The 22,827-nt window shown below is 69.2% G+C and carries 22 protein-coding genes; 7 read left to right on the top strand and 15 right to left on the bottom strand.

What is annotated here, in order from left to right; translation table 11 throughout:
* Nucleotides 1-38: 38 nt before the first annotated feature.
* The 5 genes from H284_RS0108900 (at nucleotide 39) to H284_RS0108920 (ending at nucleotide 4,745) form a co-directional block, all read left to right on the top strand.
* Entirely contained in the window at nucleotides 39-1,073 is a 1,035-nt protein-coding gene (locus H284_RS0108900) for a LacI family DNA-binding transcriptional regulator (RefSeq protein ID WP_018189319.1), read from the top strand.
* Entirely contained in the window at nucleotides 1,070-1,792 is a 723-nt protein-coding gene (locus tag H284_RS0108905; protein ID WP_020075969.1) for an SDR family oxidoreductase, read from the top strand. The genes H284_RS0108900 and H284_RS0108905 overlap by 4 nt, the downstream gene beginning before the upstream one ends.
* 50 nt (nucleotides 1,793-1,842) lie before the next feature.
* On the top strand, nucleotides 1,843-2,580 hold the full coding sequence (locus H284_RS0108910; RefSeq protein ID WP_020075970.1) for an SDR family NAD(P)-dependent oxidoreductase: 738 nt from the start codon (nucleotides 1,843-1,845) through the stop codon (nucleotides 2,578-2,580).
* A gap of 49 nt (nucleotides 2,581-2,629) precedes the next feature.
* Nucleotides 2,630-3,610 (top strand): NAD-dependent epimerase/dehydratase family protein, encoded by a 981-nt coding sequence (locus H284_RS0108915; RefSeq protein WP_020075971.1) that lies wholly within the window; start codon nucleotides 2,630-2,632, stop codon nucleotides 3,608-3,610.
* 139 nt (nucleotides 3,611-3,749) lie between these two features.
* Nucleotides 3,750-4,745: a LacI family DNA-binding transcriptional regulator gene (locus H284_RS0108920; protein ID WP_020075972.1), complete on the top strand. Its 996-nt coding sequence runs from the start codon at nucleotides 3,750-3,752 to the stop codon at nucleotides 4,743-4,745.
* A gap of 18 nt (nucleotides 4,746-4,763) precedes the next feature.
* Here H284_RS0108920 and H284_RS0108925 read toward each other — a convergent pair whose 3' ends face one another.
* From H284_RS0108925 to H284_RS0108965, 9 genes are all read right to left on the bottom strand, one after another.
* Nucleotides 4,764-5,597, bottom strand: a complete 834-nt coding sequence (locus H284_RS0108925; RefSeq protein ID WP_231371132.1) for an amidohydrolase family protein — start codon at nucleotides 5,595-5,597, stop codon at nucleotides 4,764-4,766.
* Entirely contained in the window at nucleotides 5,594-5,932 is a 339-nt protein-coding gene (locus H284_RS0108930) for an L-rhamnose mutarotase (RefSeq protein WP_020075974.1), read from the bottom strand. The genes H284_RS0108925 and H284_RS0108930 overlap by 4 nt, the downstream gene beginning before the upstream one ends.
* Nucleotides 5,929-7,107, bottom strand: a complete 1,179-nt coding sequence (locus H284_RS0108935) for a mandelate racemase/muconate lactonizing enzyme family protein (protein ID WP_020075975.1) — start codon at nucleotides 7,105-7,107, stop codon at nucleotides 5,929-5,931. The genes H284_RS0108930 and H284_RS0108935 overlap by 4 nt, the downstream gene beginning before the upstream one ends.
* Nucleotides 7,108-7,135: 28 nt before the next feature.
* Nucleotides 7,136-8,038: a carbohydrate ABC transporter permease gene (locus H284_RS0108940; protein WP_029042879.1), complete on the bottom strand. Its 903-nt coding sequence runs from the start codon at nucleotides 8,036-8,038 to the stop codon at nucleotides 7,136-7,138.
* Between the two features lie 2 nt (nucleotides 8,039-8,040).
* Nucleotides 8,041-8,982 (bottom strand): carbohydrate ABC transporter permease, encoded by a 942-nt coding sequence (locus tag H284_RS0108945; RefSeq protein WP_018189310.1) that lies wholly within the window; start codon nucleotides 8,980-8,982, stop codon nucleotides 8,041-8,043.
* Nucleotide 8,983: 1 nt separating this feature from the next.
* Nucleotides 8,984-10,357 (bottom strand): ABC transporter substrate-binding protein, encoded by a 1,374-nt coding sequence (locus H284_RS0108950; RefSeq protein WP_018189309.1) that lies wholly within the window; start codon nucleotides 10,355-10,357, stop codon nucleotides 8,984-8,986.
* Nucleotides 10,358-10,468: 111 nt separating this feature from the next.
* Complete coding sequence (gene eda, locus H284_RS0108955) at nucleotides 10,469-11,074, bottom strand: bifunctional 4-hydroxy-2-oxoglutarate aldolase/2-dehydro-3-deoxy-phosphogluconate aldolase (RefSeq protein WP_039731235.1); 606 nt, start codon at nucleotides 11,072-11,074, stop codon at nucleotides 10,469-10,471.
* Nucleotides 11,071-11,832, bottom strand: a complete 762-nt coding sequence (locus H284_RS0108960) for an SDR family oxidoreductase (RefSeq protein ID WP_020075978.1) — start codon at nucleotides 11,830-11,832, stop codon at nucleotides 11,071-11,073. Before H284_RS0108960 ends, eda begins: the two co-directional genes overlap by 4 nt.
* Nucleotides 11,829-12,845 (bottom strand): zinc-dependent alcohol dehydrogenase, encoded by a 1,017-nt coding sequence (locus H284_RS0108965; protein WP_020075979.1) that lies wholly within the window; start codon nucleotides 12,843-12,845, stop codon nucleotides 11,829-11,831. Before H284_RS0108965 ends, H284_RS0108960 begins: the two co-directional genes overlap by 4 nt.
* A gap of 132 nt (nucleotides 12,846-12,977) precedes the next feature.
* Between H284_RS0108965 and H284_RS0108970 the strand changes: the two genes are divergently transcribed.
* Together H284_RS0108970 and H284_RS0108975 are read left to right on the top strand one after the other, a co-directional pair.
* Nucleotides 12,978-13,964: an aldo/keto reductase gene (locus H284_RS0108970; RefSeq protein WP_018189305.1), complete on the top strand. Its 987-nt coding sequence runs from the start codon at nucleotides 12,978-12,980 to the stop codon at nucleotides 13,962-13,964.
* Between the two features lie 164 nt (nucleotides 13,965-14,128).
* Nucleotides 14,129-16,720 (top strand): right-handed parallel beta-helix repeat-containing protein, encoded by a 2,592-nt coding sequence (locus H284_RS0108975; protein WP_018189304.1) that lies wholly within the window; start codon nucleotides 14,129-14,131, stop codon nucleotides 16,718-16,720.
* Between the two features lie 78 nt (nucleotides 16,721-16,798).
* On the opposite strand, the gene H284_RS0108980 is transcribed toward H284_RS0108975, so the two are convergent.
* From H284_RS0108980 to H284_RS0109005, 6 genes are all read right to left on the bottom strand, one after another.
* Nucleotides 16,799-17,428 carry a putative glycolipid-binding domain-containing protein gene (locus H284_RS0108980; RefSeq protein WP_231371133.1) on the bottom strand — a complete coding sequence of 210 codons (630 nt, stop codon included), beginning with the start codon at nucleotides 17,426-17,428 and terminating at the stop codon, nucleotides 16,799-16,801.
* 114 nt (nucleotides 17,429-17,542) lie between these two features.
* A complete protein-coding gene (locus H284_RS0108985) occupies nucleotides 17,543-18,760 on the bottom strand; it encodes an ROK family transcriptional regulator (RefSeq protein WP_018189302.1) in 1,218 nt (405 codons plus the stop codon).
* The gene (locus H284_RS0108990) at nucleotides 18,757-19,563 is read right to left on the bottom strand and encodes a substrate-binding domain-containing protein (protein ID WP_018189301.1); all 807 of its coding nucleotides are present in this window, start codon (nucleotides 19,561-19,563) and stop codon (nucleotides 18,757-18,759) included. Before H284_RS0108990 ends, H284_RS0108985 begins: the two co-directional genes overlap by 4 nt.
* A gap of 84 nt (nucleotides 19,564-19,647) precedes the next feature.
* A complete protein-coding gene (locus tag H284_RS0108995) occupies nucleotides 19,648-20,436 on the bottom strand; it encodes a carbohydrate ABC transporter permease (RefSeq protein WP_018189300.1) in 789 nt (262 codons plus the stop codon).
* Nucleotides 20,429-21,409: a carbohydrate ABC transporter permease gene (locus tag H284_RS0109000; protein ID WP_018189299.1), complete on the bottom strand. Its 981-nt coding sequence runs from the start codon at nucleotides 21,407-21,409 to the stop codon at nucleotides 20,429-20,431. The genes H284_RS0108995 and H284_RS0109000 overlap by 8 nt, the downstream gene beginning before the upstream one ends.
* Before the next feature lie 33 nt (nucleotides 21,410-21,442).
* A complete protein-coding gene (locus H284_RS0109005) occupies nucleotides 21,443-22,819 on the bottom strand; it encodes an ABC transporter substrate-binding protein (RefSeq protein ID WP_018189298.1) in 1,377 nt (458 codons plus the stop codon).
* Nucleotides 22,820-22,827: the final 8 nt, after the last annotated feature.

Consider the following 22,827-nt stretch of genomic DNA (forward strand, 5'->3'; position numbering starts at 1 on the left):
CGATACAGTGATTCCAAATCACGTCAACAGGAAGTCAGGTGAGAGCGATCGCAACGATCAGGGATGTCGCCCAGGCCGCCGGAGTCTCACCCTCCACGGTCTCGAACCTGCTCAATGCGCGCGAGCACCTCATGCAGCCGGAGACGCGCCGACGCGTGCTCGAGGCGATGGAGGCGCTCTCCTACCGGCCGAGCCGCGTGGCGCAGCAACTCCGCGGCGCCCCCAACCCCACCCTGGGTCTCATCGTCCCCTCCGTGGCCAACCCGTTCTGGGGATCGTGGGCCGCCCATCTCGAAGCGGCGTTCCACGCGCACGGACGGCAGATCTACCTCTGCAACAGCGAGCGCGATCCCGAGCGCGAGCGCGCCTACGTCGAGCAGCTCTGGGCCGACGGCATCGAGCACATCGTGCTCTCCACCTCGCTTCCGTCGCTCGAACACCTGCGCCCCGCCATGGACGCGGGCGTGCAGATCATCGCATTCGACCGCGAACATCAGGAGACGGACCCGCCCGAGCTTCTGAACGTCAGCATCGACAACGAAGCCGGCGCATGGATAGCGACACAGCACCTCCTCGAGCGAGGTCACACCCGCATCGCCTTCGTCTCCGGTGCGATGCGCACGATCAGCCGCCAGCGGCGCTTCGCCGGCTACCGCCGGGCGCTCGACGAGAGCGGCATCCCCTTCGACGACGCCCTCGTCCCCCGCTCCCCCGACTTCGGGGACGCGGACAGCAGCCCGCTCGCACGGGACGCGGTGCACGCCCTGCTGGCGCTCGACCAGCCGCCGACGGCCCTGGTCGCCGTCAACGACATGTTCGCCCTCAGTGCCTCCGCCGCCATCCGGGATGCCGGCCGCGATATCGCCGAATTCGCCGTGGTGGGCTTCGACGACATCCCGATCGGCAGGCTCGTATCGCCCGCCCTGACGACGATCCAGCAGCCGCTGCGCGAGATGGCCGAGGCCGTCGTCCGGCTGACGGCCGGCGGAGGCGGCGACCGCGAGACAGGTCCGTCACTCGTCTTCCCGCCGACCCTCGTGGTGAGGGCCTCCAGCGAACGGAGAATCGCATGACCGCATCCGGAGCCCGAGTGCTCGTCGCGGGAGCAGCCGGCGGTGTCGGCCGCGCCGTCGCCCGTGCTGCGGCGGCGGACGGCGCGACCGTCCTGCTGCTCGGGCGCGACCGGAGCCGTCTCGAGGAGGTGCGAGCGGACGTTGCCGCTGTCGGCGGGACCGCGCACGTCGCGGTCGCCGACACGACCTCGGCGCCCCAGCTCGACGACGCCGTGTCATCTCTGCGGCACGACGCGGGCGGCATCGACGTCATCGTCAACGCCGTCGGCGTCAACCTCAAGGGCCGCCGCCTGGACCAGCTCGACATCGCCGGCTGGCGGTCGGTGCTGGAGAGCAACCTCGACTCCGCCTTCCTCCTCACGCAGGCGGTGCTTCCCGGGTTCCGCGCGGACGGCGGCGGCCTGCTCATCCACATCTCCTCCGTCGCCGCTCTCGTCCCCGACATGTCGGGAGCCGCCTACCAGGCCAGCAAAGCCGGTCTCGCCGCGCTCGCGCGCGCCACCGCGCTGGAGGCCGGTGCCGACGGCGTCCGGGTCACGACGATCTCACCCGGGCTCATCGACACCGACTTCGTCCGCCACCGCCCCACCGCGCCGACGCCCGACGAACTGGCGGGGGCGCTCCGCCCGGAGGACGTCGCCGATCTGTGCCTCGCCGTCATCCGGTTGCCCGCCCGGGCGACCGTCAGCGACATCGTCGTGCGGCCTTCCGCGCGCTGATCGGCGTCGACCTCCCCTGTACCGACCGACCGACCGAGACGGAGATCTCCATGACCGCACCCTCCACCGCACGAAACGTCCTGATCACCGGAGGCGCGACCGGAATCGGCCTGGGCATCGCCGAGGCGTTCCTGGACGCGGGCGACCGCGTGGCGATCACGACGAACGCCTCGCCCGTGCCCGAGCACGTGGCCGGACGGGTCGTCGCCGAACGGATGGACGTCACCGACAGCGCTCAGGTGAAAGCGGCCGTGGCGCGGATCGGAGAGGCGCTGGGGGGCAGGATCGACGTGCTCGTCAACAACGCCGGCGGACTCGTCGCACGCCGCCCGCTGGACGAGGCCGACGACGAGCACTGGCACCACGTGATCGAACTCAATCTCTCCAGCGTCTTCTACGTCATCCGCGCGGCCCTGCCCGCGATGGCCGAGGGCGGCCGCATCGTGAACATCTCGTCGCTGGCGGCGCACAACGGAGGAGGCCGGGGCGCCTCGGCCTACGCTGCGGCCAAGGCCGGCGTCGAGGGCCTCACCCGCGCTCTGGCGAAGGAACTCGGGCCACGGGGGATCGCCGTCTCCGCTGTAGCCCCTGGCCTCATCCTCGAGACACCGTTCCATGAGCGCTTCACCCCGGAAGCCGACCAGCGTGCGACCATAGCCGCCACCCCGCTTCGCCGAGCCGGCACACCCGCCGATGTCGCCGCGGCGACGATGTACCTCGCGTCAGAGGCAGGCGGCTTCGCGTCGGGAACTGTGGTCGCGGTCAACGGCGCTGCCGCCTTCCACTGAACGAAGCGGTCTCCGCGCCTCCGTGGCGCCTACCGGAAAGAGAGCAGACATGCGCATCGTCGTCATCGGAGCAACAGGCCACATCGGCGGCTACCTCGTGCCGCGCCTCATCGAGGACGGGCACGACGTGGTCGCGATCACGCGCGGCAGCTCGGCGCCGTATCGCGACGACCCGGCCTGGCAGAGGGTCGAACGCGTGATCGCCGACCGCGAGGCGGAGGATGCCGTCGGCATCTTCGGCTCGCGCGTCGCCGAGCTCGAACCGGACGTGGTGGTGGACATGATCTGCTTCACCCCGGAGTCCGCCCGGCAGCTCGCCGATTCCCTCCGCGGACGGGCGCGTCAGCTGGTGCACGTCGGCACGATCTGGACGCACGGAACCCTCACCGAGGTTCCGGCTCCCGAGGACGCCGTCAAACAGCCCTGGGGTGAGTACGGCACCCAGAAGGAGGCGATCGAACGTCTGCTGCTGGCCGAGTCCCGACGCCAGGACGGCCTTCCCGTGGCGATCGTGCACCCCGGTCACATCTCCGGTCCCGGCTGGCCCATCATCACCCCGCAGGGCACCACCGACCTCGAGGTGTGGCGGACCCTGGCGAACGGGCGTGAGCTCCTGCTGCCGGGATTCGGGCTCGAGACCGTGCACCACGTGCACGCCGACGACGTCGCACAGCTGGTCCGACTCTGCCTCGAACAACCGGACGAGGCGAACGGGGAGGCGTTCCACGCCGTCTCCGAGCGCGCTCTGACGCTGCGCGGCTTCGCGCAGGAGGCGGCTCGGTGGTTCGGGGTGGAAGCGAGGCTGCGCTTCGTACCGTTCGACGAGTTCAGCGCCTCCCTTCCCGAGGAGCACCGCGACTCCGCCTTCCAGCATGTCGCCCGCAGCCACGCGATGAGCATCGAGAAGGGGAGGCGACTGCTGGGCTATGCACCGGCCTACTCCTCGCTCGCTGCCGTGGCGGAGTCGGTGGAGTGGCTCCGACAAGCCGGCCGTCTGGGCGACGGCATCCCGCCCGTCCGATTCGGCTGAGACGCCGCGGGGTGGACATCGGCTCTCTCGGCCGAAACGATTCACGCCGCGCTGACGCTGGATTATGCTGAGCGGACGCTACGCCCAGATATCGGCGACCGTGGAGCGTGTAGGCGGCAACACCAGGAAAGACGGGGATGTGACGACATACAAGGACATCCAGCGGGCAACGGGACTCTCGCTCGCAACGATCTCCAAGTACTACAACGGGCGAAACGTTCTCGAGGCCAATCGAGAAGCCATCGAGGCGGCGGCACGCGAGCTCGACTTCCGGCCCAATCAGTTCGCCCGGACGCTGCGCTCCCGCCGGTCCCGGACGGTCGGGGTGCTGCTGCCGGCGCTCGACAACGACTTCCACCTGACGATCATCGCCGGTGTCGAGGAAGCTCTCCGCCCGCGTGGGATCAGCGTCATCGTGGCCGCCAGCCCCGACCCGAGCGAAGATCCCGTCAACCTGCTGATGGACCGGATGGTGGATGGAATCGTCGCGGTCACCCCGCCGCACGATGTGCCCGCACTGCGCGCCGCGGCGGCGCGCGTTCCGGTCGTGATGGTCGACTGGTACATCGACGACGTCGCCGCGGACGGCGTCTTCATCGACAATGCGGCGGCCGGAGCGCTCGGCGGCCGGCACCTCCTCGACCACGGCCATCGCCGTATCGGCCTCGTCGGCGGCGAACCGGTGATCTCCTCGATGCGCCTGCGCACCGAGGGGTTCGAGCGGGCACTGGCTTCCGAAGGGGTTCAGGTCGACCCGTCGCTGGAGCGTCTCGTGCCGCTGACGATCGAAGCGGGCTACCGCGCCGCCCAGGAGCTCCTGGCCCTGTGGCCGCGGCCCACCGCGCTCTTCGCCACGAACTACGAGCTCACCCTGGGCGCCGTCACGGCCGTGAACGATTCCGGACTGCGCATCGGACGGGACATCTCGGTCGTCGGGTTCGACAGCCGGGAGCTCGCCCAGGCGCTCGTGCCGAAGCTGACGGTCATCGTGCAGCCGACCCGCAAGATCGCCAAGCACGCGGCGCGCCTGATCGCCGACCACATCGAGTCACCGGACGAGCGCCCCGCCCCGACGATCGAATACCTCGACGCGCACCTCATTCCGGGCGCCTCCGTGACGCGCCTGGACGACTGACGCGTTCGGGCGGACAGCTCAGGCGAGGGAGTAGACCCGCTCCGCGTTGCCGCCCAGCAGGGCGTCACGCTCGGCCGGCGAGAGCTCCGAGACGAGCGTGTCGAAGGCCTCGCGCCATGAGGGAGCGCCGCCGCCGAGCTCGGCGAGCGGCCAGTCCGAGCCGTAGAGCAGGCGGTCGGGACCGAACGCCTCCAGCGCCGTCGAGACGATCCCGCGGAGGTCGCCTGCCGTCCAGGTCCCCGGCACCAGCCCCGACGTGAGCCCGGAGACCTTGGCCGAAACGTTCGGGAGGGCCGCGAGAGCGCGCAGCCCCGCCTCCCATCGCGACGCGTCCGCGTCGTCGGCGAGCGGACCCCCGAGGTGGTCGAGCACGAAGTAGACGCCGTCGTTGCGCGCAGCCACGCGAGCCGCCTGCTCCAGCTGCCAGTCGCGGATCACGAGATCGAAGACCAGCCCCTCGCGACCGAGGGCGGCGAGACCGTCGGCGGTGTCGGCCCGCAGTATCCACTCGGGGTCGGGATCGATGTGGGCGAGATGCCGGACGCCGACGACCGGCACGGATCCGGCGCGCACCTCGTCGAGCTGCGCGCAGACATCGCCGGCGAGGTCGACCCAGGCGACCAGTCCCGCCACCACCCGCGGGTCGCTGCGCGACAGCCGGACGCTCTCCTCGAGGCTGTTGCTCGCCTGCACCAGCACCGCGCGGTCCATCCCCGTCGCAGCCAGCATCCCGCGCAGATCATCGGTGGCGAAGTCGCGGTCGATCGCCGCCATCGAGACGGGATCGATCCAGTCCTGCGGATCGGTGGAGCGGTCCCACAGGTGCACGTGAGCGTCGATCCGGGCGGTCACCGCTGGCGCCACACTTCGTCGATCGGCTGCCACAGGGAGCCCGGGTCACGTTCCTCGGCGATGCGCACCTGGCACGGGTCCGTGTACGTCCACCACTCCTGCGACAGCGGGTCGTCCGCGATCCGCTGCAGGTCGGCCGCGTGATCGTCGCCGACGTACTCGTAGTGGGCGAACAGGATGTCGCCGAAGACGTAGATGCTGTAGTTGCGGATGTTGCACTCGGTCATCTTCGCCTCGACGCCCGGCCACACGGCGCGATGGAGTTCGAGGTACTCCTCGCGCTTCTCGGGCCGGACGCCGACGACGAACGCGAACCGCTGCGGCTCGCCGCTCACGAGACCGGCCTCAGCGGCACGGTCGGGTCGTCGATCACGTCGGGCTCGGCGACGAGTCGCAGCGCCGCGCGTTCGGGGCGGATGTGCGGACCGGTGGCGGGAGGTGCGGGAGTCCCGCCCTCGCCGGTCAGCTTGGCCTCGTCCACGATGATGCCGATCCCCGGCCGGTCGCCGAGGACGATGCCGCCGTCGTCGAACTCCTGGTCGACATCCAGTCCGATCGGGAAGGAGAGGTCCTGCACCTCGTGCGTCAGCAGGTTGGGGATGGCGGCGGCTGCATGGGCGGCCGGGTTGGTGTTGTAGGTGACCGGGCTCACCGGCAGGTCGTGCCCGTGGGCGAGGGTCGCGACACGGAGCAGGTGCGTGATGCCCCAGACATTGCCGACCTGCACGATGTCCACCGCTCCGCTGTCGAGCAGCGGCCGGTACTGCTCCAGTCCGGTCAGGTTCTCGCCGCTCGCCACGGCCGCGCGGATCTTGCCGCGCAGCGAGGCCATGCCCGCCGCATCCCATCGGCGCAGGGGCTCCTCGATCCAGGTGAGGTCGAGGCGTTCCTCGATGGCGCCGATGTACCGTGCGGCCTGCGCGTGGTTCCACGACTCGTTGACGTCGAACATGAGCGCGGGATGCCGCGAGTTGCGGCTGAGGATGTCGCGCAGCAGCTCCAGACGCGGGAGGTCGCGGTCGAGGTCGCGCCCGCCCTTGAGCTTGCCCGCCTTGAACCCGCGGTCGGCGAACCGCCCGTAGAGGTCGGACAGCTCGTCGTCGGTCAGGCCGTACTCGAGGCCGGATGCGTACCCGGGCACGAACCGCTCGCGCGCACCGAGCATGCGCCAAAGCGGCTCCTCCGCCCCCTTCGCCTTGAGATCCCAGAGCGCCATGTCGATGGCGCCGATCGTGCCGAACGTGGTTCCGGAGTGACCGGCCTTGAACACCCAGTCGAGCATCCGGTCGTAGAGGGCGACGACCGAGCGCGGGTCCTCCCCCTCGACCGCCGGGAACACCCGCGCGATGTCGGCGTGCGCGCCGACCCCGACCCCTTCGATGCCGCTGTCGGTCTCGATGATCAGGACGGGGACGGGCGTCGTGTTGCCGGTCTGCACGCCGTTGACGTCGCCGGTGACCCGGCCCCAGTCGTGGACGGTGCTCAGACTGCGATAGCCCGTGATCTTCATCGGTGGTTCTCCTTCGGTGCTGACGTGCTCATTCCTTGGTCCCTCCCGCGGTCATCCCCGAGACGAGGAACCGCTGCGAGAACAGGAAGACGATGAGGACGGGCAGGATCGACACGATGGTCGCCAACGCCAGGGTCGGCAGCTGGACCGAGTCGGAGCCCGCCGAGCTGGGGTTGAAGGCCGGCGTCGCCGAGAGCAGCGAGGTCAGCCCGACCTGGATCGGGTAGCCGTCGCTGGAGGGCAGCATCACAAACGGCAGGAAGAAGTTGTTCCAGTTCTGCACGAAGCTGAAGAACGCCACCAGTGCGACGATCGGAGCGGCCAGCGGCAGCGCGACCCGGGTGAACACCTGGAACTCGGTGCACCCGTCGATCCGTGCGGCCGCGAGCAGGTCGCGCGGGATGCTCGTCGAGAAGTAGATGTACGTCAGGTAGACGCCGAACGGGAAGAACGACATCGGCAGGATCACCGACAGCGGGCTCCCGATCAGGCCGACGCTGTTGAGCTCCAGGAAGATCGGCAGCACCAGCGCTGTGCTCGGGATGAGCATGACCACCAGGGTGAGCACGAGCAGCGCCTTGCGGAGCCGGAACTCGGTCAGCGCCAGCGCGTAGCCGGCCGGGATGCTCACGATCAGCGTGATGATCAGCGCGCCGATCGAGTACAGCGCCGAGTTGCCGATCCACAGCGTCACCGCGCCGTCCTGGAAGCCGAACAGCTGGTTCCAGTTGGCGACGAAGTCCGACCACGACCCGACCGAGAACGGGTTGGCGACGATCAGCGCCTTGGACGACTTGGTCACCGCGAACAGCAGCCAGACGATCGGGATGGCGAAGAACAGCACGAAGACGACGAGGATGACGCCCGCGATGGAGCGTCCGCTCCAGCCGCGCAGACTGGCGCGGCGGCGCTCTGCGGTGAGTGCGGTCATGGTCATTCCTTCTCGAACAGGCCGCCGCGGGTGACGAACACCCAGGACAGCAGGAGCGCGACGATCAGCAGCAGGAGCGAGATCGCGGCGGCGCCGTTGAAGTCGTTCTGCTGGAACGCGTACTGGTAGGCGAGCTGGTTGAGCGAGTAGTCGTTGGGGACGACAGCGTTGCTCGCCTGGCTGAGCAGCTGGGGCTCGACGAACAGCTGCGTGCCGGCCGCCAGCGACATCACCCCCATGTACGCGATCCACTTGCGGAGCATCGGCAATTGGATGCGGAGGGCGATCTGCACGGCGTTGGCCCCGTCGATGCGCGCCGCCTCGATCACGTCGGTGCTGATGTTGTTGAGCGCGCCGTACATGATCACGATCCAGCCGCCCGCGCCCGTCCAGAACGCGATGATCGCGAAGATGGCCGGCAGGTTGCCCGGCTGGATGACCTGCACGAAGCTGTTCATCCCCATCAGCCGGAGGAGTCCGCTGACCGGGCTTGCCGTCGGGTCGAGCACGAACAGCCAGAGCAGGACGCTGGAGGCGCCGGCGAGCGCGCCCGGCAGGTAGTAGATGAACCGCAGGCCGGTGCTCGCCCACCGCACGCGCAGGGCGTGGACGACGAGCGCCAGCAGCACGACGAAGATCACGAGGCCGATCAGCCAGATGACGAGGTAGATCGTCACGTGCAGCACGGCCGGCCAGAACCGGAAGTCGGTGACGACCGTGATGAAGTTGTCGATTCCGGCGAACCCGCCGTCCGCCCGGGTGAAGGCGAGCAGCACCGCGTACAGGGCGGGCAGGATGCCGAAGGCGATGGCGAGCAGAGCGTAGAGCGAGACGAAGACGTAGCCGATGGGCGTGCGTCCTGGTGCCCGGCTGGACCGCCGGGCTGACCGCCGGCGCTCTGGGGCGCCGGCGGCCAGCTGGTCGCTCGGTGGAGCGAGGGTCATGTCAGTTCACCTTGTATCCGTCGACCTTGGCCTGGTTCGCGATGGCCTCCTGCCAGGTGGGCAGCAGGCTCTCGATCGACTTCCCGCCCGTGATGGCCGGGGTCATCGTCTTGGCCCAAACGGCCTCCTGGCTGAAGACGCCGTAGCCCCAGCCGTCCCACACCTGGGAGGCGGCGGTCGCGACGGGCTCGAGCGAGGTGGCGTAGTACTTGCTGGCCTCCTGCTTCTCGATCCACTTCTTGGCCGCCGGCGCGTACGCCGGGTAGCCGGGGGCGACATCCACCTGGTAGTCGTCGGAGGTCGTGACGAACTGCGCGAACTTCTCGGCGGCCTTCAGGTTCTTGGAGTGGCTGGAGATGAACCAGGTGCCGCCGCCGACGTTGCCGGTCACGGCCTTGTCCTCGCCCTTCCAGGGCAGCGGGGCCGCGACGCCGAGCTCGCCCGCCGGCACGTTGAGCGACTGCGGGTTGTTGAAGATGGCGCCGGCGTACCAGGCGGGGCCGGGCATCATGAGCACCTTGCCCGCGTAGCTCTTGACGAACTCCGGGGTGAAGACGCTGACGGCCGGGACCGTCTTGTTCTCGCGGAGCGTGTCGAGCAGGGTGGCGGCGCGCTTGCACTCGGTGCTGTCGGTCTTGACGGTCACCGACTTCGGGCCGGTGATGTCGTTGGCCTGGCACTTGCTGCCCCACATGAACACCTCGGGTGTCCAGGCGTCACCGGCGGTGCCGATGATGTAACCGGGGTGCTCGGCCGCGACCTTCTCGCCGAGCGCCTGGTACTCCTCCCAGGTGGTGGGGACGGCGTAGCCGAACTTGTCCATCAGGGTCTTGTCGTACCAGAGCACGGCTTGGGCGAGGTCGTTGCGGAGGCAGTACACCTGGCCGTTGACGGTGCAGGGGTTGAGGGCGCCCTCGGTGAAGTTGTCGAGGGTGTCCTTGGGGACGAGGCCCTTGTCGAGCACGGCGGCGAAGGCCTGCTTGCCGTTGCTCTTCTGGCTCGCCCAGGCGGCGTCGTTGTTCTGGCTGGAGAAGACCACGTCCGGCCAGCCGCTGCCGGCACGGTCGAAGAGCTGCATCTTCGTCCTGAAGGAGTTGGAGCCGTTGGCCGACCCGTCGTAGGTGACGACCTTGATCTTGGTGTCCGGGTTCGCCTTCTCGAATGCCTTCGCCGCGGCCTGACGGTCCGCGTCCACCCAGACGGTGATCGTCGAGGAGGTGTCCTGCTTGGCTTCGGGAAAGCCGTACGACCCGTTCGCCGAGCTCCCGCCGGTACTGCAACCGGTGAGAGCCAGGAGCGCCGTCGCGGCGCCAAGTGCGGCGACGGTCAGCGCCGGCCTACGGCGTGAACGCACCACAGTGTGGATTCCGACCATGAGATGTCCTTGTCTTGTCGACTTCGTTGACGACTCCGAGGAGGCGTGATCCCGACTATAGGGCATACGTATGATGTTTGCCAAGTAGCTGACGCGACACGGCGCGGCCGGTCATCGTGCCGCCTCGACCGCCGCCCGGCATAGCTCTTCGACGCGTGCGAAATCGCCGGCCGCGATGGCGGCGCGCGGCACCATCCAACTGCCCCCGACCGCGATCACGGACGGCAACGCGAGATAGTCCGCGGCTCGAGACGCGTCGATCCCGCCGGTCGGGACGAACGCCAGGTCCGGGAACACGGACGACAGCGCCGACAGAGCGGCAGGTCCGCCCGAGGATTCGGCAGGGAAGAACTTCAGCGTCCGCAGCCCCAGCGACCGGGCGCGCATCACCTCGGTCGCCGTCACGGCGCCGGGAACGGCCTGCACTCCGCGCCGCGCGCACACCGCGAGGACGGATTCGGAGAGGCCCGGGCTCACCACGAACGTCGCGCCCGCGTCGATCGCGGCCTCTGCCTGCTCCGGCTCCAGGACGGTGCCGACGCCGACGCGCAACCCCGGCATCCCGGCCAGAGCCCGCAGCGCATCCAGAGCCGCCGGCGTCCGCAGCGTGATCTCGGCCTGGTGGATGCCGCCGGCGAGGAGCGCGCGGCCCAGCGCTTCGGCGTCTCGCGCATCGTCGATCACGACGACCGGGAGGATCGGTTCGAACCCCGTCATCGCCCGAGCCACCCGCCGTCGACGGGCAGGATCGCGCCCGAGACGTAGCGGGCGGCGTCGGAGGCGAGGAACACGGCCGCTCCCCCGATGTCCTCCGGCGTCCCCCATCGACCGGCGGGGATGCGCTCGAGGATCGACCGCGAGCGATCGGGGTCGTCCTGCAGCGCCTGGGTGTTGTCCGTCGCGATGTACCCGGGAGCGATGCCGTTCACCGTCACGCCCCTCCCGGCCCACTCGTTCGAGAGGGCGCGGACGAGCCCGGCCACGCCGGACTTGGCGGCGGCGTACCCGGGAACGTTGATGCCGCCCTGGAAGGACAGCAGGGAGGCTGTGAAGACGATCCGGCCGCCGCCCGCTTCCAGCATCCGGCCGCCGAGCGCCTGGCTGAGCACGAACCCGCTCGTCAGGTCGACCTCCAGAACCTCGTCGAACCACTCCAGCGGATGCTCGGCCGCCGGGGCCCGCCGGATGGTCCCGGCGTTGTTCACGAGGATGTCGGCGTGACGGTCGCGGGCGGCGAGCTCCGCGGCGAACGCGCTCACCTGGGCGCGGTCGGCGAAGTCGACGCGGTGCCCCTCGAAGCTCCGCCCGAGCGACCGCACCCGGTCGCCGATCGCCGACCCGTCGGGGTCGAGCGTTGCGGAGACGCCGACGATGTCGGCGCCGGCCGCGGCGAGCGCCTCCGCGATCGCGAAGCCGATGCCGCGCTTCGCCCCGGTGACGACCGCCAGCCGGCCGGAGAGGTCGAAGCCGCTCATCGGCCGACCTCTACGAGGATCTTCATCGCCCCGCCGGCCTCGAGGGCCTCGAACGCCGACGCCGTCTCGGCGAGCGGCACCACCCGTGTGATCAACCGGTCGGCGGGGATGTCACCTCCCGCGACGAGCTCCACTGCCCGCTCGAAGTCCTGCCGCTGGTACACGCGCGCTCCGAGGATGCGGAGCTCGCGCCAGAACACCCGGTGCAGATCGATCGGCCGCGGCTGGGAGTGGATGGCGACGACGACGAGCGTGCCGCGGACCTTCGCCAGCGACGTCGCGCCGAGAACGGCCGCCGCCGAGCCGGAGACCTCGAACACCACGTCCGCGCCGGCTCCCCCGGTCCACTCCTCGACCCACGCGACCTGGTCCACCGCACTCGGGTCGAGGGTCCGCAGGCCCATCTCCTCCGCAGCGGCCCGGCGGCCGGGATCGATCTCCGCGATCACGACCTCGGCGCCGAAGGCGCTCGCGACGGTGGCGATGAGCACGCCGATCGGGCCCGCGCCGATCACGACGGCCCGGTCGCCGGGCGCCAGCTCCGAGCGGCGCACGTCGTGAACGGCCACCGCGACCGGCTCGACCAGCGCCGCATCCCTCAGCGACACCCCGTCCGGCAGACGGACGAGCGTGGAGGCCGGGACGTTCCAGCTCTGCTGCAGGGCGCCGGGGCTGTCGATGCCGATGAAGTCGAGGTTCTGGCAGATGTGCTCGTTGCCCGCACGGCACGCGGGACACGTGCCGTCCCACGCCAGCGGCATGACCGTGACGGCGTCGCCGACCGCCCATCCCTCGACGTCCGGGCCGATCGCGGAGATCGTGCCGGACATCTCGTGGCCGATCGTCGCCGGCAGCGTGACCCGCGCATCCATGTCGCCGTGGTAGATGTGCAGATCGGTGCCGCAGATCCCCGCGTAGGCGACGGCGATCCGCACCTCGCCGGGTCGCAGCTCCGCCGCCTCCCGCTCCTCGATCGTGATCGTGTGCTCGCCTGCGTAGTTCGCCGCCAACATCGCCGGCCGCTCCTTCCTCGTCCCTCGCCCGTCCCGAACGGACCTGGCGTGACGTCCTCGTCTCGAATGATCCAAACATAATACGTATGCTGAAAGGAAGCGATTCTGCTCCTCCGACGAAGAAGGCCTGCGATGACACCGACACTGCCCACCCGCACCCTCCGCACCGGGACCGACCTGACGGAACTCGGCTTCGGCGCCGCCCAGCTCGGCAACCTCTTCCGCGAGACCACCGACGAGGAGGCCCAGCGGGCGGTGAACGCCGCCTGGGAGGAGGGCCTCCGGTACTTCGACACCGCGCCGCACTACGGGCTGGGCCTCTCCGAGCGCCGCCTCGGTCGCGCCCTCGGCGAGACGCCGCGCGACCGCTTCGCGCTCTCCTCCAAGGTCGGCCGACTGCTCGTCGACAGTCCGGAGAGCGCCGACCGCCTCGACGACGACGGCTTCGTCGTTCCGGCGAGCACGCGCAGGGTCTGGGACTTCAGCCGCGACGGCATCCTCCGCTCGGTGGAGCAGTCGCTCGCCCGACTCGGCACCGATCGGCTCGACATCGCCTACCTGCACGACCCGGACGACGACTGGGAGGCCGCATCCACCACCGGCGTCGACGCGCTGGTGGAGCTGCGCGAGCAGGGCGTGGTGGGAGCCATCGGCGCCGGCATGAACCAGTCCGCGATGCTCGCGGAGTTCGTCCGCCGCACCGACGTCGATGTCGTCATGGTGGCCGGCCGCTTCACCCTGCTCGACCCGTCGGCGCTGGACGACCTCCTGCCGGTCGCGGCGGAACGCGGCGTCGGCGTCGTCGCTGCCGCCGTCTACAACTCGGGGCTGCTGAGCTCCGAGACGATCGACCCGGCCGCGCACTTCGACTACGGATCGGCGCCGGCCGAGGTGATCGACCGCGCACGGAGGATCGCGGAGATCTGCCGCGATCACGGCGTCAGCCTTCCCGCAGCCGCCATCCAGTACCCGTTGCGGCATCCCGCCGTCGTGTCCGTCGTCACGGGGATGCGCACGGAAGACCATGTGCGCAGCACCGTCGATCGCTACCGGGCGGACATCCCGGAGGCCCTCTGGGAGGAGCTGGATGCGGCGGGCCTGGCCCCCGACCCGGCGTGATCGCGACGGATCACGCAAACATCATACGTCTCTTGCAGTAAACATCATACGTATGCTAACCCTGTTCTGGGGGCACCGACGCCCTCCATGACAGGAAGCGATCGAACATGACATTGACGTCAGACTCGCGACGATCGATGGCCAGGAGACGAGGGCGACCCGCAGTGCTTGCGGTCCTCGGAGCCGCAGCCGTCATCGCCTCCGCGCTGATCCCGCTCAAGGCGCAGGCCGCGCCCGCGACCATCTTCTACGCTGCGCCCGACGGCAAGAACGCCGGGCACTGCTCCCAGTCGCAGCCGTGCTCCCTCGAGCGCGCCCAGCACGTGCTGCGGCCATCGGTCAAACACGGTGACGTCACCGTGCAGCTGGCCGACGGCACGTACCGCATCGACAAGCCGCTCACCTTCGACGCCGACGACGGCGGCGGCACGAACACGGTCCACTGGGCTGCCGCACCCGGTGCGCACCCGGTCATCAGCGGGGCGTCCGACGTCTCCGGCTGGACGAAGTCGGACGCCGGCGCCGGGATCTGGGTCGCCGACACCCCGGCGGGGCTCGACACCCGCCAGCTCTACGTCGACGGCGTGATCGCTCCGCGCGCATCCATCCGCCTGGCCAACGCCGACGTGACACCCACCGCCACCGGGCTGACGATCAAGAACCCGGCGCTCGCGTACCTCGCCGGGCTCCCCGACCAGGGCCGCATCGAGTTCGAGTCGCTCGGCGACTTCACCAACCGATACTCGCCGGTGCAGAGCATCAGCCCGACGCAGATCACGATGGCGCAGCCTGCCTGGGACAACAACACCTGGGGCTGGGACACCGTCCAGAACTCCTTCCTGGCCGGGCCGAGCTGGTACCTCGACAACTCGCTCGCCTTCCTGACGCAGACCAACCAGTGGTACATCGACCCGCACGGCGGAAAGCTGTACTACAAGCCCGCCGAAGGCGTCGACCCGAACAAGCTCGACATCGAGCTGCCGCGGCTGCAGTCGCTGATCAGCATCGGCGGCACCTACGACAAGCCGGTGAGCGGTCTCTCGTTCGAGGGCATCCAGTTCTCGGGCACGTCGTGGCTCGGCCCGTCGACCGACGGGTACGCCGACCAGCAGAACGGGCTCTTCATCAAGGGCTCCTACGACTATCGGCCCGCCGACGCGTTCACCAGCTGCTCCCGCGGCTGCGAGATGTTCGAGCGCGCCCGCACGAGCTGGTACCAGGAGCCCGCGGCGGTGCAGGTGTCGGCGGCGAGCCGCGTCTCGTTCACCGGCAACACGTTCACGAACCTCGGGTCGTCGGCCCTCGGCATCGGCAACGACACCAACGCCATGGCGAACGGGATCGGATACGGCGCAAGCAGCATCGACGTGGTCGGCAACCGGTTCATGGAGGACAGCGGACACGGCATCGCGGTCGGAGGCGTCCTCCCCGACGCGCACCACCCGAGCGATCCCCGCATGGTCAACCAGGACATCCGCATCCAGGACAACACGATCGACCGGGTGTCGGTGGACTACAAGGACAACAGCGGGATCCTGAGCACCTACGTGACGCGGGCGCAGATCCTGCACAACGAGGTCTCCAACGTTCCGTACGACGGGATCGACACCGGCTACGGCTGGGGCATCAACGACGCCGGCGGATCGAACGACTACGTCGACCGTGGTTACTACAAGTGGAACACGCTGTACACGACGCCGACGACCCTGAAGGACAACCGGGTCGAGGGCAACCTCGTGCACAACACGAAGGCGCGTTTCGCCGACGGCGGCTCGGTCTACAACCTGTCCGCCAGCCCCGGATCGGTCGTCGACAAGAACTACCTGTTCAACATCTCGGGCGTCGGCCTCTACCTCGATGAGGGATCGCGGTACATGACGTACGAGAACAACGTGGTCCAGGGCGGCTCCTTCGTCTTCACGAACGCCTACAGCCTGAGGAACAACACCAGCGACAACACCATCCAGAACAACTGGTACAACTCCGGAGGAATCTCGGCCCCGAACGCCGCGGCCCACAACAACACGCTGGTCAACAACGTCAAGGTCTCCGGTGCCAACTGGCCCGCCGGCGCCCGTGACGTGATCTGCGCGGCCGGTGTGGCGCCGCAGTACCGGACGTCGCTCAACGCCAACCGGTTCGGGTTCACCGGCTGCCCGGTGGATGCGCCCGTCACGGGCCTGTCGACGGCCGGCTCCTCCGCGGTCAGCTCCTACTTCGGACAGGCCGGTGACGCCTACGGGATCGCCGCGGCCGGAGCGGACGTGTGGGGCGCGGGCGGTCAGCACTCCGACCAGTTCGGGGCGATCTACAAGGCCGGGTCGTTCACCGCGAACTCCGCGGTGTCGGCGCGGGTTGTATCGGTGAACGACGCGAACGCCTCGGCGAAGTCGGGCGTGATGGTCCGCAACGACATCACGAAGGCCGGTTCGTCGGCCGGCTACGCGGTCGTCGCGGTGACGGCACGCAACGGCGTGGTGTTCGAGTGGGATGCCAACGGCGACGGCTACCTCGACACGGAGGCGAAGGCGTCGGTCGACGTCTTCCGGCCGATCTGGGTGCAGCTCGCCCGCACCGGCACGTCCTACACGGCGTCGTACTCGTACGACGGCGTCAACTACGTGCCGATCGGCTCACCGGTCACCCTCGCCTCTGCGGCGGCGACGCAGGACGCCGGGATCTTCTCGACGTCGCACGACGTGACGCAGTCGGCGATCAACCAGTTCGACGGACTGTCGATCACGGCGACACCGTAGCGCGGCAGGCCCGAGGTCTCGGCGCCGTCAGCGGTCACGACTGCTGGCGGCGCCGATTCGGTGTGCGGTCGTGGGTGCTCAGAGGATGCGCCGGGCCAGCCGCGGGTAGTCGATCACGATGCCGTCCTCATCCACGGTGAGATCGGCCATGAACGTGTCGCCCACACTGCGGTACCGCACCACGCTGTGACCGGAAGCCGGGTCGTACGGTTTCGCGGCGCTGTACGCCTGCCGGCTCGGGATGACCGCGAGCGACGGCAGGTCGACCCACGCCATCGTGAGCTCGGTCTCCGCCAGCCCCTCTCGGGCACGCAGGCGCAGGATCGGCATCGTGTTGGTGACCGGGCAGAGCGCGAGGTCGCAGTCGAGTGCGTCCTCCAGGGCTTCCGGGTGTGCCGCGCCCGGATCGGGCATCGGTTCGCCGTGGTAGCGCACGTCGCCGTGGGCGTACGTCTCGGTCGCCCAGGTGCCGTGGGTGCTGCGCGTCAGCACGAGCCAGCGCGTGAACCCGCGGCCGGCGACCGACACCGAGAGCCGCGAGGTCACCCAGTCCGGCCCGGTCTCCAGCGCCCAGCTGGTGACGTAGTCGGTGGTCCGCGAGGTGCCGAGGGCGTCGAGCCTGTCCGGTGCGAGGGTCAGCACCGCGGCCTCCAGTCGTTGCGGGTCCTCGTCGCCCACCCACTCCACGTGCCGTACAGCTCCACGCATGCTGCTCGCCTCCGCCCAAGACCGCCGTGGCCGAACCATATCCCAGCGCGCGGTCGGTGTGGAGAGGTGTGCCGCGACGCGTTCGGCCGGCCCGTCGGTCCGAGGACCTCGTGGTCAGCGACCCGGCGCCGCATGCGGGGTGAGCGCGTGCTGGAGCGCGAGCGTCGCCGCTCCGCCGGCCGCCGCATCCAATCCGGGGTCGGCGAGCTCGATGACGACCGGGTGGATGGCGCGGGTGCGGGCGAACTGCGAGACGTACGCACGGATCTCGCGGACGTAGATGGCTCCGGCGTCCGCGAATCCGGGTCCGGCCAGCACGACACGGTCGAGGTCGAGCACGTTCACGATCGACAGCACCGCGGCGGCCACATACCGCGCCGAGCGCTTGATCAACTCGCAGCAGCGCGGCTCGCCTTGGGCGGCCGCCCGTGCGATCGCCTCGAAGTCCGCGCGGAAGCGTTGCGGGTCGCGGGTGAGGCCCAGTTGCAGGACGAGGTCGTCGTCGTCCAGTGCCTGCGCCACCACCGCGCGGGGCGCCGCCAGCATCTCCAGGCACCCGCGCGCGCCGCACCAGCACTGCGGACCGTCGATGTCGATGACCATGTGGCCGATCTCACCGACGTTCGAGGAGGCGCCGCGGGCCACGCTGCCGCCGACCATCAGCCCCAGACCGAAGCCGTTCGAGAGGTACAGCGTCGCGAAGTCCTGCGTCGCGGGCACCCGGCCGGCCCAGTACTGGCCGAGGGCGGCGCACGCGGCGTCGTTGTCGCGCACCACCGGCAGTCCGATGCGCGGTTCGAGCGCCTTGTTCAGCGCGAAGGACTCCCACTCGGTGGAGGTGATCGACAGGCGCTCCGCTCCGGCGCCCAGGTCGAGGCCGGCGCCGGCGACCCCGACGCCCACGACGGACTCCAGCGCGATGTCGAGCTGGACCAGCAATTGGCCGAGCTCGCGGGCGATGCGCACCACATCCTCGCTCGGTCCCGCCTCCTCGATCCCGGGGGAGACCAGCCGGCCGATGACCGTGCCCGCGAGATCGGTCACGACGTAGGTCAGGCGCCCGGCGTCGAGCGAGAGCCCGACGGCGAACCGCCCGGTCGAGTTGAGCTCCAAAAGGCTGCTGCGCTTGCCGCCGGTCGACTCACTGAAGCCGGTCTCGATGACCAGGCCGTCCTCGATCAGCGACTTGACGATTCGTGTGATGGAGGTGGCGGTCAGCCCCGATCGCTCCGCAAGCTCGGTGCGTGTGACGGTGCCGCCGGATCGGACCATGTCGAGCACGGCGCTCCGGGTGTTCGCGGACGACGGTCCCAGCCGTCGGGCCGCACTCACGACGTCTCCCGCACGACGACGACCGGTTCGGGCGCCGCCACCGGTCCGACATCGCCGTCGTGGATGGCGGCGAGCGCCGCCGTGCCCAGCAGCGCGCCGATCTCCCGGCCGTGACGGTCGATCGCGGTGATCGGACGGCTCGCGCTCTGGCACACCAGAGAGTCGCTCCAGCAGATCAGGGATACCGCGTCAGGGACCGCGACGCCGTGCTCCTCCAGGGCGTCGAGCGCCGCGACGGCGTCGTGGTCGCTGTCGAACACCAGGACGGTCGGCGCCTCCGGCGAGCTCTCGGCAGCGATGCGCACCGCATCCGCGACGACATCCGCCGTCTGGACGACCTCGATGCGCCGGCCGCCGTCACCCGCAGCGCTGCCTGCATCGCTCACCAGCGGATCCGGCTCCGACTGCGCCGTCACGTACACCCAGCGTCGGGCGGGGTGCCCGTCGAGGTAGGCGGCGAGCGCGCGCGAGGCGGCCGCCGCATCCACCGTCACCGCCGGGTAGTCGGTATCGTCCGCGGCTGGGGCGAGCGCGACGAAGGGCATGTCGATCTGACGGAGAAGCCGGATGCGGGCATCCTCTTCCCGCGCCCCGAGCACGATGACACCGGCGATTCCCCCGACGCGGGCCCACAGCCGGTAGGTGCGCAGCTCCGACTCCTCGTCGTCGACCGACCGGGTGATGAACCGCATGCCGGCCGCGAGCAGGGGGCCGGCGATCGCGCGCACGATCGCGGAGGCGACCGGGTCGCGGTCGCGGCCGTGCCGGATCACCAGGCCGATCGATGCCGCCTGATCCGTCATCTGCTCACCGCCTTCCCCTCGCTCCGCACGAGACCCCAGATAGGAAGTCTGCCGGATGCGGCCCTCCCGCCACGACTTCCTCCGTCACTTGATCGCGCCCGCCGCCATGCCGCGCTCGAACTGCCGCTGCAGTGCGATGTAGGCGATGATCGTCGGGATCGCGGTGATCACCGATGCGGCGAGGATCTTCGGCGTGTCGTCGTTGTACTGCCGTCGGAAGAACTCGGGCAGCTGCGTGACCACGCCCATCCCGTCGTCGATCAGGAACACCTTGGGCAGCAGGTACGAGTTCCACGCGTAGATGAGCACCAGCACCATGAGCGCCACGGCCATCGGGCGAGACAGCGGGACCAGGATCGACCAGAACACGCGCCAGGTGCTCGCGCCGTCGATGCGGGCGGCCTCGAACATCGCGTCGGGGATGCCGTCGACGTAGCCACGGGCGATCAGCACGGTGAACGGGATCTGGAGCGCCGCGATAGGCAGGATCACCGACCAGTACGTCCCGAGCAGCCCGAGCTTTACCGCGGTCGTATAAAGAGGAGCGATCAACACCACCTCAGGCAGCGTCAGCGCGGCCATCATGAGCCAGAAGTACAGCTCCTTGCCGCGCACGCGCAGCTTCGAGAAGCCGAACGCCGCCGCGAGCGTCGCCACGTAGACGATGACGATCGAGGCGACCGCGATGATGATCGTGTTGAGGAAGAACTTCGGGAAGCCGGGGACCTGAACCACCGCGAGGTAGTTGCCCCACCCCTGCCCCTCGAAGCTGGTCTGGAGCATCGCGATCAGCGGGATCACGAACGGCACGACGGCGACCGTGAGGACCAGCTGCAGGGTGATGCGCGCGCGGAGCGAGCGGGTCTCAAACATCGGCGGCCTCCTTGCGGCGCGGTTTCGTACGGGTCAGACGCTCGCGTCCACGCAGCTGCATGAAGACGGAGACGGCGATCGCGATGATCAGCACCAGGATGGACAGCGCCGACGCGTAACCGAGGTTGCGGTCGCTGCTCGCCGTCTCGGCGTAGATCATGGTTCCGAGGAACTCGGACGAGTGCGCCGGGCCGCCCTGAGTGATCAGCCACGGGCTGTCGAACAGCTTCAGCGCCGTGATGAAGTTCAGGATGGCGAGCGAGACGATGATCGGGCGAAGCGTCGGAAGGACGATCGAGAACAGCACGCGGAAGTTGCCCGCGCCGTCCAGCCTCCCGGCCTCGATGAGCTCGGGGTCGATCTGCGCCATGCCGGCGTAGATGAGGATGAAGCCGTAGCCGATCGCACCCCAGCATCCGACCAGGGTGACGACGAGCAGCGAGGTCGTCGACTGGCCGATCCACGGCTGCTGCAGAGCCGACAGGCCGAAGAAGCCCAGGATGCTGTTAACCGTGCCGTCGCTCTGCCAGACCTCGACATGCGCCGGGGCGAGCGTGGCCGGTGCCACGACGACGGGGATGACGACGAGCACCTTGTAGAGGTTCGCGAAGCGGATCTTGGAGTGCATGGCCGCCGCGAACAGCGTCCCGCCGGCCACCTGCACGATGAACACCACGACGAAATAGATGATCGTGTTGCGCAGCGAGGTCCAGAGCACCGGGTCCGCCAGCGCCGAGATGTAGTTGCCGAAGCCGACCGGCGTCATCAGCGCCCGGCCGCCGGGCCAGGAGAAGAACGACAGGTAGCCCGAGTAGATGATGCTGTAGTAGATCAGCCCGACGGAGATGGCGAACGCCGGAAGGATCCAGCGGAGGCCCCCGGGCAGGAGGCGGGCGCGCCGCTTGGGGCGCCCGCCTCCCTTCACCACGGGTGTCTGTCGGTCGGATCCGATCTCAAGATCCGTGACGGTCATGACGTAGATCGATCCGTTCTCGTTCGATGGCGATTACTTGGTGCCGACCTTGCTCGCCTCGGAGGAGGCCTGCTGGTCGTCCGCGATGCTCTTGATCGACTTGTTCACCGAGGGGTCGAGCACCTGCTGGATGGCGACCACGATCGCGTCGAGCGACTTCTGGGTGGTCTGCCACTGGCGGGACTCCGTGGTCTCGCCGCTCTCCTTGATGAGGGTCTCGATCGCCGGACGCTGCACAGCCTCGTCCACGAGCGTGATGTTCGACCAGTCGGGCGTGGTCCCCTTCAGGGCCGGAAGCAGGTCGAGCGCGTTGGCGACGTTCTGCTGGCCGGTCTTGTTCATGGTCATCCACGAGACGAACGTCTTGGCCGCACCGATGTTCTTCGACTCGGAGTTGATCGCCAGGCCGTAGTCGGCCTCACCGAAGTAGGTGCTCTTGTGGCCCTCACCGGCGACATCCGGGAACTGCGCGGGCAGCTGGACGAAGCAGGTCGGGTTGCTCACACCGGCGGCCTCCATCGAGGCCTTGCACGACTCGGCGCCCGCGTACTGCGTGTACCAGAAGCCCATCTGGACCATGGCGGCGTCGCCCTTCATGAACTCGTTGTTCGCGAGCGGATACTGCGGGCCGTCCAGCGCGTTCGGCGGGATGATGCCGTCGTCCTTCATCTTCTTGATGATCTCGAGCACCTTCTGGCCCTGCTCGTCGTTCCACTTCGCCTTGCCGGTGGCGGCCTTGATGAAGAAGTCCGGGTCGACGGTGTTGGCGATCGAGTGGTACATCTCGGTCGGGAAGGTGTCGGTGCCGCCGGCACCCATGGTGAAGCAGGTCTTGCCGATGGCCGTCACCTTCTTGCAGGTGTCCACCCAGGAGTTGTAGTCCGTCGGAACCTTCGCGCCGGCCTTGTCGAGGATGTCCTTGTTGTACCAGAGGAATCCGGCCGACATCCCGCCCAGCGGGAGCGAGACGAAACGGCCGTCCGAGCCGGTCAGCTGCTTCACGTAGGAGCCGCCGATCTGGTCCTTCCAGTCGTCGCCGAGGGTGTCCTTTGCGAGCGACGTCAGGTCGAGCGCGTAGGGGCCCCACAGGTCCGGCGAGCCGCCCGCGGGAGACAGGTCGAAGACGTCCGGACCCTTGCCCGAGTCGAGCGCGGGCGTGATCGTGTTGCGGTAGTCGACGTTCTCGAAGTTCTTGTAGGTGACCGTGATGTCCGGGTACTCCTTGTTGAACTCTGCGATGTACTTCTCGGCCACCGGAGTGTCGGGGGTCCAGCCCCACCAGGTGACGCTTCCGGATTTGGCCGGCTTGACATCCGAGGCCTGATCGCCGGACGAGCCGGTGCAGCCTGTGATCGCCAGTGCGGCGGCCGCAGCCACCGCTGCCGCGGAAATGAACCGCGTACGCATCATTGTGATTC

This window comes from Cryocola sp. 340MFSha3.1, from assembly GCF_000383315.1.
GTDB lineage: Bacteria > Actinomycetota > Actinomycetes > Actinomycetales > Microbacteriaceae > Leifsonia.

Excerpts from the sequence above, each read along its gene's own strand:
- H284_RS0108905 (WP_020075969.1), top strand. The coding sequence starts at position 1,070 with ATGACCGCATCCGGAGCCCGAGTGCTCGTCGCGGGAGCAGCCGGCGGT.
- H284_RS0108910 (WP_020075970.1), top strand. The coding sequence starts at position 1,843 with ATGACCGCACCCTCCACCGCACGAAACGTCCTGATCACCGGAGGCGCG.
- H284_RS0108915 (WP_020075971.1), top strand. The coding sequence starts at position 2,630 with ATGCGCATCGTCGTCATCGGAGCAACAGGCCACATCGGCGGCTACCTC.
- H284_RS0108935 (WP_020075975.1), bottom strand. The coding sequence starts at position 7,107 with ATGAAGATCACGGGCTATCGCAGTCTGAGCACCGTCCACGACTGGGGC.
- H284_RS0108940 (WP_029042879.1), bottom strand. The coding sequence starts at position 8,038 with ATGACCGCACTCACCGCAGAGCGCCGCCGCGCCAGTCTGCGCGGCTGG.
- H284_RS0108945 (WP_018189310.1), bottom strand. The coding sequence starts at position 8,982 with ATGACCCTCGCTCCACCGAGCGACCAGCTGGCCGCCGGCGCCCCAGAG.
- H284_RS0108950 (WP_018189309.1), bottom strand. The coding sequence starts at position 10,357 with ATGGTCGGAATCCACACTGTGGTGCGTTCACGCCGTAGGCCGGCGCTG.
- eda (WP_039731235.1), bottom strand. The coding sequence starts at position 11,074 with ATGACGGGGTTCGAACCGATCCTCCCGGTCGTCGTGATCGACGATGCG.
- H284_RS0108960 (WP_020075978.1), bottom strand. The coding sequence starts at position 11,832 with ATGAGCGGCTTCGACCTCTCCGGCCGGCTGGCGGTCGTCACCGGGGCG.
- H284_RS0108965 (WP_020075979.1), bottom strand. The coding sequence starts at position 12,845 with ATGTTGGCGGCGAACTACGCAGGCGAGCACACGATCACGATCGAGGAG.
- H284_RS0108970 (WP_018189305.1), top strand. The coding sequence starts at position 12,978 with ATGACACCGACACTGCCCACCCGCACCCTCCGCACCGGGACCGACCTG.
- H284_RS0108980 (WP_231371133.1), bottom strand. The coding sequence starts at position 17,428 with ATGCGTGGAGCTGTACGGCACGTGGAGTGGGTGGGCGACGAGGACCCG.
- H284_RS0108990 (WP_018189301.1), bottom strand. The coding sequence starts at position 19,563 with ATGACGGATCAGGCGGCATCGATCGGCCTGGTGATCCGGCACGGCCGC.
- H284_RS0108995 (WP_018189300.1), bottom strand. The coding sequence starts at position 20,436 with ATGTTTGAGACCCGCTCGCTCCGCGCGCGCATCACCCTGCAGCTGGTC.
- H284_RS0109000 (WP_018189299.1), bottom strand. The coding sequence starts at position 21,409 with ATGACCGTCACGGATCTTGAGATCGGATCCGACCGACAGACACCCGTG.
- H284_RS0109005 (WP_018189298.1), bottom strand. The coding sequence starts at position 22,819 with ATGATGCGTACGCGGTTCATTTCCGCGGCAGCGGTGGCTGCGGCCGCC.